The following is a 13,327-nucleotide window of genomic DNA, read 5'->3' as shown; positions in this document are numbered from 1 at the left end:
ATTTTTGTTGAATTTACATTATTGCCCCCCATAACAGGGGGCTATATTGACATAACGGACCACCATTTTGACTGTAGACTCATCCCGTTTTGAAGCGCGCATTGCTGCGCTTAAGTCACCCGAATTTCTCGCTGCGCTAAAAGATATTAAGCGCGGCGTTGAGCGCGAAGCCCTTCGTATAAACCCGAACGGTACGTTGGCACAAACACCCCATCCTAAACCGCTGGGAACTGCGCTAACCCATGATTCAATCACCACAGACTTTTCTGAATCGTTGCTTGAATTCATTACGCCGCCAGAAAACAGTGCTGCCAAAACGATTTCTCAGTTAAAAGATATCCATAAATTCGTTATTGATAATATTGGTGAAGAGCAAATATGGCCGCTAAGTATGCCATGCTTTATAGATGATGAAGCGCACATTCCCATCGCCTATTTTGGTGAGTCAAATGTGGGCAAGATGAAGCGTGTATATCGCATTGGTCTTAAAAACCGCTACGGCAGTATGATGCAGGCAATTGCCGGCGTGCATTTCAACTTTTCTCTTCCCGAAACGTTTTGGAAGCTATGGGCTGAACTGAACGGAAAAGAACATTCTCAAGAGCAGACTTCGGCCGATTACTTTGGATTGATCCGCAACTACCGCAGGTTGTGTTGGCTTATTCCTTATTTGTACGGTGCATCCCCTGCATTATGTGGATCGTTTTTAAAAGGAAAGCAGCATGCGTTACCTTTTAAAAAGGTAGGTAAGGGCACGGTATACATGCCATACGCGACATCACTTCGCATGAGTGATTTAGGCTACACAAGTGCAGAGCAATCGTCGCTTAAGATTTGTTACAACAAGCTAGACAACTATGTCACCTTGCTGCGCGATGCGATGAATACGCCGTCATCCCGGTTCAGCCAGTTTGCTGCAGGCGAAGAGGGCAATTATCAACAGTTAAGTCGCAACATCATTCAAATTGAAAATGAACTGTACTCGCCTATACGCCCTAAGCAGCCCACTCAGTCAATGGAAAAGCCAACAGACGCTTTGGTTAGACGCGGTATCAGCTACATTGAAGTGCGCGCTCTAGATGTCAATCCATTTTCGGCAATTGGTATTTCACAGACGCAATTCGATTTCTTAGATGTTTTCTTAGTTGCGTGCTTACTAATGCCAAGTGCAGAACTTGACGAAGCGCAGCTTAAAGAAGCTAAAGAGAATATGAATAAAGTGGTGTTAGAAGGGCGAAACCCTGATTTGCTCCTGCAAAATGGCGGAGAAAATATTTCACTACCTGACTGGTGTGCCTCGCTGTTTAAGTCCTTCGAGCAAGCGGCCGAATTACTCGATTTAGCCAATGATACGTCGCGTTATACACAAGCGGTGAACGTCGAGGCTGAAAAAGTGGCGGATCCGGCGCTAACACCGTCAGGTAAACTACTTGCTACTTTGCTAGAAAGTGACAAAGATAATGGCGTGTTGGGCTTAGAACTGGCACAAGCTTATCAAGCTGAGATGAAGTCTTTTGAATACACGGATACGGATGCTGCTGGTTTTGCTGCCCAAGCTGACGTGTCGTTTGCTGCTCAAAAAGAAATAGAAGCTGCTGATGTTAAAGACTTTGATACATTTATTCGTGATTATTTCGCTGAGGCCCCAGCAAAAAAAAATGCCTGACATAGGTCAGGCATTAAAAGGTTCCAGGGAAACACACATTTTACTAGAACATTAGTTAAGACAAGCTATGAACCAAAAGTTCAAAAAATTGGTTGTTTTTTTATCAACTCTCATCGTTCTTTTTCCGCTGTTTATCGCTGGGTGTGCAACTACGCCTCCTAAAGACATCAGTAATTTGTGCGAAATATTCTACGAAAAGGACGATTGGTATGATGCAGCTGCTGATGCCCGTGATAAATGGGGTGTGCCTATACATGTTCCAATGGCCATGATGTATCAAGAAAGTTCCTTCCGCCACGATGCGCTTCCACCGCGTGATTACGTTTTCTTCGGGCTTATTCCTTGGGGGCGTGTTAGTTCGGCTTATGGCTATTCACAAGCGAAAACACCGACGTGGTCTGACTATATGAGAGAAACAGATAACAGTGGTGCGGATCGTGATGATTTCGAGGACGCTATCGACTTTATGGGATGGTTTATTTACAAGTCGCAAAAAGTGAACGGTATTTCTAAATGGGACGCCTACGCGCAATACCTTAACTATCACGAAGGATGGGGCGGGTACAAACGCAGAAGCTATGATAGAAAGCCGTGGCTGAAGAAAGTGGCGTCAAAAGTTAAAGCGCGCTCGCTGCGCTATGCTACTCAACTTAAAACCTGTGAGGAAGATCTCCAAAAAGGTTGGTTTATGAAGCTGTTTAGCTAAATTAAAGAAGCGAGAAAAAGCGACGTGATAGTCGCTTTTTTATGCGTCTATGAACGTTGATTAAAATAAGTAGAAAATATATTGAAGAAAAAAATTGAGGGATAGACGGGCGTCTATCCCTCAGCGACGCTAAGCCAAGACCGTTTTTTACCCAACGTCGAACAGGCATTTACAAGATAGTGTAAATGAGAATGATTTGCAATACCTTTTTGTAAATTAATTCTATCCCTAAATATGCAACAAATTTATCTGGCCCTGATCTTGTTCTATACTTTTCAAGTGGAGGAACGTATGGATATAGACAAGTTTAGTGCGCATGGAGAGGTTCACGCTCATTTTCAAGCAGAGCAAAATATTCTACATATAGACTTAGTAGGTCCGTTTAATCTTGAGTTCATGCAAAAGTATGAGCGTGTGGTTGGCGCACAAAGAAAGAATATTGATACACCGTGTTGGGGAAGCTTAGTAAATGTGCATGGTCTAGCACTTGCGCCCATGGAGGCTACTAACGCTGGGCAAGAAATTGTTAGTAAAGCCGTAGCATTGGGACTAATCGCCACGGCAGTGGTGCTTCATGAACCAGAAGGTGTGGCAATGCAAAAGAAGTTTTGGTCTCGTGTTTATGAATCTTCAACACTAGCATTCGAATACTTTGACGACACTGCTCAGGCAACACTGTGGTTGAGTGAAAAAGTACTTGCTTGTCTGCAGGCCCACAATGTTAATCAGTTCAATAATGCCAGACGATAGCCATAACAGTCCTAACTAGGCGAATTCGCCCTGTCAAAACTGATCTTTGCTCAGTGCTCCACTCTACCAATTGAATGAAGGCATAACAGGAGGTAGCCATGGTAGGTAGTCAGCATCAATACCGTTTTTTCAACGTCAACAATGTTCTATTTGATATACCAAGCAATGTATACGACGATAGCGTTGTCGACGGATGGTTTAGGAATATCGCAAGAGAGGGTCAGAAACTTGATAAGTGGGTAATTCTATCTATTCCCGACAAAAGTTTAACGATTACACATACTGCCGCATCTCAACTTTGCTCACGGCTTCCCTTTCTGAGAACGTATGGGTGTTTGGGTTTTCTTTTGCTTGCGAACCATGTAAACGCCAAAATCTTTCAACACAGTCTACGAGCAACACCCCCAAATTTTGATATACAAGTTAGTGAGTCGATGGAGCAGCTGTGCCGTAATGCGGAGGCCTTGCTTGGTTATGAGGGAAACCTGAACATATTCAATCGTTACAACTAAGTATGGCAAAGCCCCAATTGTGATGGCGCGACAAATATGGGGGATTGGTATTAACTGTATGTTGACCTGGATCAAATAATTAGGCCGACAGCTAACGACTAGAAATCGAATTTGATCTGGATCACATCCTCTATCTAACGCCTCTTCTACTATTTACTTAGTTGAAGAGGAGATTACTTATGTTGTGGACTATGATGAAAGACCCCGTAGTATGGGGCTCACTACTCGGTATAGGCATTATTGTAGCGATGATGATGTATTACACTTATTTGTTTATGCACAACAGTGCAGATGAAGACAAATAAGTCACCATGTATGGCTGTCCAGGCGCAAATTAACGCTTGTTGTTTTGAAGCGGTATGTCGATGAGTACCAGTAGTGCTGCTTGTCCACCGTATTCGAGGGGCGCTTGATGAAATGCACGTACGTGTGGGTGCTGAACTAAGTAATGGGGCAGGGCGGCTTTTAGCACGCCCTGACCAAAACCATGCATTACACACACGCAATCTATCAGTTCTTTTCTTGCCGTGTGAATAAGTGCGGCAAGCTCGGCTTTTGCCATCTCTCGGGTAAGGCCATGTAAATCTAAAGTCATTTCTGGCGAGTAGTCGCCACGGCGCAGCTGCTTCAAAATATGCGTAGACTCACCTTCTTGGCAGAAGCGCATGGGCCCTTCTTGCGGCAACGCTGCCTGGTACATATCAGAAAAGTCGAAGCTTGCCGCTAATTGCTTACTGTGTTTTAGGTGTTTACCTTTTACCTGCTGCGACTTCTTAAATAACTCAACTTGCTTATCAGGCTCAACTTTATCCTGTGATAAAGGCGTCACTCCCTGCATTGCATCGGCAAATGAAAAGGTCTCTTCCTCGGTATTCGTAGACATATTTCCATTACGGGCGCCTTCCTGTCTCGCCTGACTGTTATGGCGATGAGGTTCAGAAAGTTGCTTCTTTAATGCTTTGAGTTCTTTTTTAAAGGTTTTCATCAACAACAGCTTGGGTAAATACACTCGAGTTTAACGATTCAAAACGCCTAAATTATAACGAATAGAAAGATTCGGTACGTAGTTAATTATGTGAATCGGTATGAAGTTTGGGTATGATACCAGCTTTGAAATTTTTGATGTACCCAAACGCCATGACCGATAAGTTTTACCTTGAAGAAGCCATTGAAGATCTGCATACCCTGTTAGATATGACACGATGGGCAACCAGCCGTTTTAACGATGCGGCTTTGTATTTTGGTCATGGTACTGACAATGCATGGGATGAAGCGACAAGCCTAGTTATGCAAGCCTTACATTTGCCTCATCCTATATTAGAGCAAGTTGGGGACAGCGTAATGACGTCTCGCTTAACGAAAAGCGAGCGAGAGAAGATTGCAGAGCTTGTTTTAAAGCGCGTGCAAACTCGCATGCCATTGCCTTATATCACAAACGAAGCCTGGTTCTGCGGTATGCCGTTCTACGTAGACGAGCGAGTGCTCATTCCTCGGTCTCCATTTGCTGAACTTATTCAAAAAGAGTTTGCGCCATTTGTAGAATCGACGCCTAACAGTATTCTTGATATGTGCACGGGCGGTGCGTGTATTGCTATTGCGCTTGCTCATGCATACCCAGAGGCGCAGGTAGATGCCGTAGATATCAGCACAGATGCATTGGAAGTGGCCGATATTAATATTCAGGAGCATGGTCTTAGTCACCGTGTTTATCCCATTCAGTCTGACCTGTTTTCAAGTTTAGAAGGGCAAAAATACGACCTTATCGTGTCTAATCCGCCTTATGTTGACGCAGAGGACATGGCTGACTTGCCTGAAGAGTATCACCACGAGCCTGAGCTTGCCCTTGCCGCAGGTGAAGACGGTCTGGAACTGGTTGATATCATGCTTAAAGAGGCGCCAACTTACCTTAATGACGGTGGCTGGTTATTCGTTGAAGTTGGAAATAGCGAAGTGCACATGAGCGAAAGGTTCCCCGGGTTAGAAGTGATTTGGCTTGAATTCGATAACGGTGGTTCAGGTATTTTCGCCGTGCGCAAAGACACACTAGTACAGTATTTTAGTAGTAAGGATTAATAGTTAATTATGTCAGGTAACAGCTTCGGAAAACTTTTCACTGTAACCACGTTTGGTGAAAGCCACGGCATTGCAATTGGCGGTGTAGTAGACGGTTGCCCTCCAGGACTTGAGATCACTGAAGAAGATCTTCAGGTTGATTTAGACAGACGTAAGCCCGGCACCTCTCGTTATACTACGGCGCGAAGAGAAGACGATGAAGTACAAATTTTATCTGGCGTATTTGAAGGTAAAACTACTGGCACCAGTATTGGTTTATTAATTAAAAATAAAGATCAGCGAAGCCAAGATTACGGCAATATCAAGGACCGCTTTCGTCCAGGCCACGCTGACTATACCTACGATCAAAAGTACGGAAGCCGTGACTATCGCGGTGGTGGTCGTTCGTCTGCACGTGAAACGGCTATTCGCGTAGCCGCAGGTGGTATTGCGAAAAAGTACCTTAAAGAAGTGCACGGTATTGAGGTATTAGGCTATTTGTCTCAGCTTGGGCCGGTAACAGTAGATAAGGTTGATCACAGCGTAACCAACACTAACCCGTTTTTCTGTCCTGATGAGTCTAAGCTAGACGCGCTGGACGAGTACATGCGAGACCTTAAAAAGTCAGGCGACAGCATTGGCGCGAAAGTATCGGTTGTTGCGAAGAATGTGCCTGTAGGCCTAGGCGAGCCTGTTTTCGATAGGCTAGATGCTGAAATCGCCCACGCCATGATGGGAATTAACGCCGTGAAAGGCGTGGAAATTGGTGATGGTTTTGATGTTATTAATCAAAAAGGCAGTGAACACCGCGATACGCTTACTCCTGAAGGATTTACATCTAATCATGCAGGTGGCGTGCTAGGCGGCATCTCTACCGGTCAGGATATTGAAGTACACATGGCGCTTAAGCCGACCTCAAGTATTTCGGTTCCCGGTAAAACTATCAATAAAGACAATGAAGAAATCGATATCGTCACCAAAGGTCGTCACGACCCGTGTGTGGGTATCCGTGCTGTACCTATTGCCGAAGCCATGCTGGCACTGGTATTGATGGATCATCTGCTACGCCACCGCGCGCAAAATGCCGGTGTGCAGTCGACCACGAAACCAATTGCGGGTCAGGCATAGCAGTTTTTTAAATCGCAAGACCGCAATGCCAAGACTGCTACGTTAACGCGGATTAAAGATACACGCAGTATGAGCGCATGTTGCGCTAATTAATTTTATCATTCGCCACTGCCGGTTCTGCGCTAGTGGCGTTTTTGCATATGGAGATGTGAATTGTCACCAAATGGCCTAAACGATGCCAACAATACTGCGGCGAGCCCAGCAAGCAGCAAAACCGGCCTCTTTATTCTTGCTATCACCTACTGGCTTTACTTCGGTCAGCTTGGCGTGCTTGTGCCTTATTTAGGTATCTTCCTTGATGGGCGGGGATTTTCCTCTGCCGAAATCGGTGAACTTTTTGCTGTTATAACGCTAGCGCGTATTTTAGGGCCAGGCCTGTGGGCTGGCGTGGCCGATAAAACGGGTAATGCCATTGGCGTAATGCGTTTAGGCTGCTTGCTCACCGTACTAACTTTCAGTTCGGTGTTTTACTTCACCAGTTTTTGGGGGCTTACGTTGGCTTTCGGGTTAATGATGATGTTCTGGACAGCGGTGTTGCCTCAACTTGAAGTTATCACGATGAATACGGTGGCGAAAACCAATGCCACGTATGGGCAGGTAAGGCTATGGGGGAGCGTTGGCTTTATTTGTTTGACGGTAGGTGTGGGTCAAGCCCTAGATATTTTTTCTACCGACACGCCAGTGCACGCCAGTATTGGCGTACTCGCGTTACTGTTCATCAGTACCTTGTTCATACGTGCGCCCAAAGAAGCTGCACCTGAAACGTCTACGGCGGGAAGTATTTGGAAATACGCCAAACAAAAACCTTTCGCCATCTTTATATTCGCTTCAGCGTGCTTGCAAATTAGCTTTGGTGCGTATTACGGATTTTTCGCACTTTACATGCGCGACCTTGATTACAGCGGCCAACAAACTGGCATCTTTATCGCGCTTGGGGTACTTGCCGAGGTGGGGATATTTCTTATTGCCCGCCGTCTGATTAGCCAGTTTGGCGTGTGGAATTTATTGTTTGTGAGCATCGCACTGACAGGGCTTCGCTGGTATGTCATGGCGGCATTCGCTGATACCTTTATGGTGATTGTGTTGAGTCAGCTTATTCATGCGTTAAGCTTTGGTTTAACGCATGCAGTATCGGTGCATTTTATCCACCAGTTCCTGCCGAAGGCGTATCAAAGCCGAGGGCAAGCGGTATACATCAGTATAGCGTTTGGATTAGGTGGCGCATTTGGAAACTACATGGCAGGGCAGCAGTGGCAGCAAGGCACTAACGCCTATGAGACGTTCGTTACCGCAGCCGTTTTTGCAGCAATAGGCGCACTGTCACTGCTACTGTGTTCCAGAAAAGAAATGGAAAGTGCAAAGGCGGCTTAAAATCTTGTTCTGATGGCTGACCGCAGGCTTACGCCTGCGGTGCACGTTTACACTCTGATATCACGTCAATACCATCATCACCATTGTCTTGCTCTAAACGTACATCAAATTTCCACAGCCTGTGCAGGTGGCGCATAACTTCATCTTTTGAATCGCCTAGCGGAATTCCTCGCTGAGGAATATAGCGAAGAGTAAGCGAACGGTCGCCTCTTACATCAACGTTATGTACCTGAATGTTGGGTTCTAAATTACTCAAATTGTATTGAGCAGACAGCTTCTCTTTAATAATTTGATAACCCATTTCGTCATGAATAGCGCTCACCGCAATAAAGGGCTTGGTGGTGTCATCTTCAAGGGCGAATAACTTAAAGTCGCGAATAACTTTAGGCGATAAAAACTGACTGATAAAACTTTCGTCTTTAAAATTTTCCATGGCGAAATGCACGGTCTCAAGCCAGTCTTTTCCCGCAATACTTGGAAGATATTTATAGTCTTCTTCAGTGGGAGACTGACACACCCGTTTAATATCCATGAACATGGAAAAGCCTAACGCATACGGATTGATGCCAGAGTAATAAGGGCTGTTGTACTCTGGCTGCATAACGACGCTTGAATGACTGTGCAAAAACTCCATCATGAAGCGGTCGCTGACCAAACCCTCGTCATACATCTCATTTAGAATGTGATAGTGCCAAAAACAGGCCCATCCTTCATTCATTACTTGAGTCTGCTTCTGCGGATAAAAATACTGCGAAACTTTCCGAACAATACGCACAATTTCACGTTGCCAAGGTTCAAGTAAAGGTGCGTTTTTTTCAATAAAATAAAGCAGGTTTTCTTGCGGTTCTTGTGGAAAACGAATTTTTTCTTTGTGTTTGCTATGCGGGCTATTTGGCAGGGTGCGCCAAAGCTCGTTCACTTGCGATTGCAGGTAGGCCTCGCGCTCTTCTTGTCTGTTTTTCTCTTCTTGTAACGAAATTTTCTGCGGGCGTTTGTATCGGTCAACGCCGTAATTCATTAGCGCGTGGCACGAGTCGAGCATATTTTCGACTTCATCAAATCCATATTTTTGTTCGCATTTAGCAATGTAGTTTTTAGCAAAGACCAGGTAGTCGATGATAGAGCTGGCATCGGTCCAGGTTTTAAATAAGTAGTTGCCTTTGAAGAATGAGTTGTGACCGTAGCACGCATGAGCCATAACGAGCGCTTGCATGGTAATGGTGTTCTCTTCCATTAAATACGCAATGCAGGGGTCAGAGTTAATGACGATTTCGTAAGCCAGCCCCATTTGTCCACGACGGTATTGTTGCTCAGTTTGAATAAACTTTTTTCCAAAGCTCCAGTGCGTGTAGTTAAGCGGCATGCCGATGCTGGCGTAAGCATCCATCATCTGCTCTGCGGTGATCACCTCAATTTGATTGGGATAGGTGTCTAACTTAAATTTTTTGGCGATGCGATCGATATGTTGCTCATACTCTTCGATAAGTGGAAACGTCCAGTCGGGCCCATCGCTTAATAAGTGGCGTTTTGAAGTTTCAGGCTTGCTGTTTTCTTTTGCCATAGCGTCGGTTGTCATATTAGGCTCCTTGCTGCGCATCTTGTTCAGAGCGTTTGAATAGCTCTCTGAACACAGGATAGATGTCGGCCTGTGTTTGTATGTGCTTACATACAAAGTTGTCGTGAGTGGCGGCCACTTTCTCGTATTCTCGCCACAAACTTTGGTGCTGCCTCTCGGTTATTTCAATATAGGCATAGTAACGGGTTGCGGGTAGCAGTTTAGCGGTAAGCAAGTCACGACACTGCGGCGAGTCATCAGCCCAATTATCGCCATCTGACGCTTGTGCTGCATAGATATTCCAGTTTCCATCGCTGTAGCGCTCGCGAACGACTTCATCCATTAGCTTCAATGCACTTGAAACAATAGTGCCGCCGGTTTCTTGAGAGTAGAAAAACTCGTGCTCGTCTACTTCTTTCGCTTGCGTGTGATGACGAATGTACACCACGTCTACGTTTTCGTAGGTTCGCGTCAAAAAGAGATACAGCAAGATATAAAACCGTTTAGCCATGTCTTTGGTGGCTTGGTCCATAGAGCCAGATACATCCATTAAGCAAAACATTACGGCTTTGCTTGAGGGAAGCGGACGCTTGTCATAGTTCTTAAAGCGCAAATCGAAAGTATCAATAAAAGGCACTCGGGCTATTTTGGCTTTAAGTGCTTCAATTTCTTCTTTTAATGCATTTATGGCTAACGTATTGTCGTGCTTGTCTTCTATAAGCAGTGCAAGTTTTTCTTCAAGCTCTCTCAGTTTATTTCTATCACTTCCGCTTAAGGCAATACGCCTTGCCACAGAGCCTTTGAGTGAGCGAACAATATCTAAATTACTTGGCACGCCATCGGTCTGATAACCTGCGCGATAGGTTTCGTATTGGGTGACTTTATCAAATTGATTTTTCTTTAGGTTGGGAAGCGCTAAATCTTCAAAAAGTAGGTCTAAATATTCGTCTTTAGATATAGAAAATACGAACTCATCTTGGCCTTCGCCTTCATTGCTAGCGTCGCCTTCGCCTGCGCCCTTGCCACCGCCGCCTGGCGGCCTATCAATTTTATCACCCGCTGTGAATTGGTCGTTGCCGGGGTGGACAATATCTCTACTGCCGCCGCGGCCGGTATGAAAAATAGGTTCAGAGATATCTCTGGCTGGAATGCTAATTTGCTCGCCAGAATCTAAATCGGTAACAGAACGTTTACCCACTGCATCAGAAACAGCGCGCTTTATCTGCTGTTTGTAACGCTTAATAAAGCGCTGGCGGTTTACCGTACTCTTACCTTTGCTGTTTAACCTTCGGTCAATAAAATGCGCCATACACACCTGCTTGTCTTGTTGTGAACTACAAATACCCGTGCTGAAGCACGCATTACACGCGCTTCAGCACCACATGCGTTTAGCGCTAAGACGCTTTACGTACGCGCAGGTACCATTCACACAGCAACCGAACTTGTTTTTGCGTATATCCCTTCTCGGTCATACGATTTACAAAGTCGTCGTGTTTTTTCTGCTCCTCTGCAGAGCCTTTGGTGTTGAAAGAAATAACCGGCAGTAAGTCTTCCGTGTTAGAAAACATTTTCTTCTCAATCACGGTGCGAAGTTTCTCGTAACTGGTCCATGCTGGGTTTTTGCCGCCGTTATTTGCACGGGCTCTCAAAACAAAGTTAACGATTTCGTTACGGAAGTCTTTCGGATTACTTATTCCTGCAGGCTTCTCTGTTTTTTCTAACTCAGCATTCAGTGACGCTCTGTCGAACAGCTGTCCGGTTTCTGGGTCGCGATACTCTTGGTCTTGGATCCAGAAATCAGCATAGGTTACATAGCGGTCAAACAGGTTTTGCCCATATTCAGAATACGATTCTAAGTAAGCCGTTTGAATCTCTTTACCAATGAATTCCACGTAGCGAGGAATGAGGTAGCCTTTCAAAAACTCCAAATACTTATCAGCGGTTTCTTGAGGGAACTGCTCCCGTTCAATTTGACGCTCCAGTACATAAAACAAATGGACTGGGTTTGCCGCCACTTCTTGATGATCGAAGTTAAAAACCCTGGAGAGAATCTTAAATGCAAAGCGGGTGGATAACCCTTCCATGCCTTCATCGACACCGGCGTAGTCGCGGTACTCTTGATAAGACTTGGCTTTCGGGTCGGTGTCTTTCAGGCTCTCGCCATCATACACGCGCATTTTAGAAAATAGACTGGAGTTCTCTGGCTCTTTCAAGCGCGATAACACAGTAAACTGCGCTAAACACTCTAGCGTGTCTGGCGCACAGGGCGCGCCGTTAAGCTCGCTGCTGTCTAGTAACTTTTTGTAGATCTTAATTTCTTCACGTACTCGCAAACAGTACGGTACTTTTACTATATAGACACGGTCTAGGAAGGCTTCGTTATTCTTATTGTTTCTAAACGATTGCCACTCAGATTCGTTTGAATGCGCAAGTATAAGCCCATCGAAGGGAAGCGCAGAGAAGCCCTCTGTTGGGTTGTAGTTACCCTCTTGTGTAGCAGTTAAAAGTGGATGCAGCACTTTAATCGGTGCTTTGAACATCTCCACAAATTCCATTAAGCCCTGATTGGCCTTACATAGTGAACCTGAATAACTGTAAGCATCAGGGTCGTTTTGTGCATATTGTTCTAAGCGGCGAATATCAACTTTACCCACCAAAGATGAAATATCTTGGTTGTTTTCGTCACCGGGTTCGGTTTTAGCGATACCCACCTGGTCGAGCACTGATGGATAAACGCGAACCACCTTGAACTGGGTAATATCGCCATTGAATTCATGCAGGCGTTTGCGTGCCCACGGCGACATGATGGTTTTTAAGTAGCGCTTAGGAATGCCGTACTCTTTTTGTAAAATGTCGCCATCTTCTTTGACATCAAACAGACAGAATGGATGGTCGTTAACAGGCGAGCCTTTCAGCATGTAAATAGGTACGTGCTGCATCAGTTCTTTAAGTCTCTCTGCCAGAGACGATTTACCGCCACCCACTGGGCCGAGCAAATAGAGAATTTGTTTCTTCTCTTCAAGACCTTGTGCGGCGTGTTTAAGGTAAGAAACGATTTGTTCTATGGCTTCTTCCATGCCATAGAATTCTGAAAAAGCTGGATAACGAGAAATAACGCGGTTTGAGAAAATGCGGCTAAGTGCCGGGTCGTTGGCAGTGTCGATTAATTCAGGCTCACCAATAGCTTGTAGCAAACGTTCTGCTGCATTTGCATAAGCGGTTTGATCCTCTTTACAAATTTCAAGGAACTCCCCAATGGTGAACTCTTCCTGTTTTCGCTCTTCATAGCGACTTTGATAGTGTTCAAAAATACCCATGAATACCCCTTAAATACGGAACCCCGTAATTTCAGCTTAGTAGGTATTTGGGAAAACGATAGTAATTATTGTGTATAGTTTTTAATCTTTTCGTCTAATGAAAAATGCAACTTTAATAAGAATTTAGTGTCACTTAATGAACAATAGTGCATAAAAAAAGCCCCGCTTGGAAGCGGGGCTTTTTATAACTGATTGTCCCGTCCTAAAATACGTTGACGTAAAGAGGACTTCTTTATGACAACTTCAAGTAATCAAAGACCTAAGCGCACA

The 13,327-nt window shown here is 44.9% G+C and carries 12 protein-coding genes; 8 read left to right on the top strand and 4 right to left on the bottom strand.

Annotated features, from left to right (window positions below):
* The first annotated feature begins 67 nt into the window (after positions 1 to 67).
* The 5 genes from gshA to WA381_RS17915 all read left to right on the top strand — a co-directional run bounded on the left by gshA (position 68) and on the right by WA381_RS17915 (position 3,939).
* A complete protein-coding gene (gshA, locus tag WA381_RS17935) occupies positions 68 to 1,666 on the top strand; it encodes a glutamate--cysteine ligase (RefSeq protein WP_156086103.1) in 1,599 nt (532 codons plus the stop codon).
* A gap of 67 nt (positions 1,667 to 1,733) precedes the next feature.
* A complete protein-coding gene (locus WA381_RS17930; protein ID WP_014948754.1) occupies positions 1,734 to 2,372 on the top strand; it encodes a transglycosylase SLT domain-containing protein in 639 nt (212 codons plus the stop codon).
* A gap of 291 nt (positions 2,373 to 2,663) precedes the next feature.
* Entirely contained in the window at positions 2,664 to 3,122 is a 459-nt protein-coding gene (locus WA381_RS17925; RefSeq protein WP_014948755.1) for a hypothetical protein, read from the top strand.
* 98 nt (positions 3,123 to 3,220) lie between these two features.
* A complete protein-coding gene (locus tag WA381_RS17920; protein WP_014948756.1) occupies positions 3,221 to 3,634 on the top strand; it encodes a hypothetical protein in 414 nt (137 codons plus the stop codon).
* A gap of 179 nt (positions 3,635 to 3,813) precedes the next feature.
* Complete coding sequence (locus WA381_RS17915) at positions 3,814 to 3,939, top strand: hypothetical protein (protein WP_012517787.1); 126 nt, start codon at positions 3,814 to 3,816, stop codon at positions 3,937 to 3,939.
* 29 nt (positions 3,940 to 3,968) lie between these two features.
* Here WA381_RS17915 and smrB read toward each other — a convergent pair whose 3' ends face one another.
* The gene (gene smrB, locus WA381_RS17910; protein WP_069943938.1) at positions 3,969 to 4,619 is read right to left on the bottom strand and encodes an endonuclease SmrB; all 651 of its coding nucleotides are present in this window, start codon (positions 4,617 to 4,619) and stop codon (positions 3,969 to 3,971) included.
* A gap of 152 nt (positions 4,620 to 4,771) precedes the next feature.
* Between smrB and prmB the strand changes: the two genes are divergently transcribed.
* The 3 genes from prmB to WA381_RS17895 all read left to right on the top strand — a co-directional run bounded on the left by prmB (position 4,772) and on the right by WA381_RS17895 (position 8,185).
* A complete protein-coding gene (prmB, locus tag WA381_RS17905; RefSeq protein ID WP_039226525.1) occupies positions 4,772 to 5,707 on the top strand; it encodes a 50S ribosomal protein L3 N(5)-glutamine methyltransferase in 936 nt (311 codons plus the stop codon).
* A 9-nt stretch (positions 5,708 to 5,716) separates the two neighbouring features.
* The gene (aroC, locus tag WA381_RS17900) at positions 5,717 to 6,814 is read left to right on the top strand and encodes a chorismate synthase (RefSeq protein WP_014948759.1); all 1,098 of its coding nucleotides are present in this window, start codon (positions 5,717 to 5,719) and stop codon (positions 6,812 to 6,814) included.
* A gap of 153 nt (positions 6,815 to 6,967) precedes the next feature.
* Entirely contained in the window at positions 6,968 to 8,185 is a 1,218-nt protein-coding gene (locus WA381_RS17895; RefSeq protein ID WP_061485147.1) for an MFS transporter, read from the top strand.
* 28 nt (positions 8,186 to 8,213) lie between these two features.
* Here WA381_RS17895 and WA381_RS17890 read toward each other — a convergent pair whose 3' ends face one another.
* The 3 genes from WA381_RS17890 to WA381_RS17880 form a co-directional block, all read right to left on the bottom strand.
* The gene (locus WA381_RS17890; protein WP_014978686.1) at positions 8,214 to 9,761 is read right to left on the bottom strand and encodes a SpoVR family protein; all 1,548 of its coding nucleotides are present in this window, start codon (positions 9,759 to 9,761) and stop codon (positions 8,214 to 8,216) included.
* A 1-nt stretch (position 9,762) separates the two neighbouring features.
* Positions 9,763 to 11,049 carry a YeaH/YhbH family protein gene (locus WA381_RS17885; protein WP_061485149.1) on the bottom strand — a complete coding sequence of 429 codons (1,287 nt, stop codon included), beginning with the start codon at positions 11,047 to 11,049 and terminating at the stop codon, positions 9,763 to 9,765.
* Positions 11,050 to 11,134: 85 nt separating this feature from the next.
* Entirely contained in the window at positions 11,135 to 13,057 is a 1,923-nt protein-coding gene (locus WA381_RS17880; protein WP_014975982.1) for a PrkA family serine protein kinase, read from the bottom strand.
* Positions 13,058 to 13,327: the final 270 nt, after the last annotated feature.

Source organism: Alteromonas sp. CH_MED4-4, from assembly GCF_037029575.1.
GTDB classification, from domain to species: Bacteria; Pseudomonadota; Gammaproteobacteria; order Enterobacterales; family Alteromonadaceae; genus Alteromonas; species Alteromonas macleodii.
The sequence above is the reverse complement of the archived record's forward strand: the minus strand, read 5'-3'. Positions and strand labels throughout refer to the sequence as shown.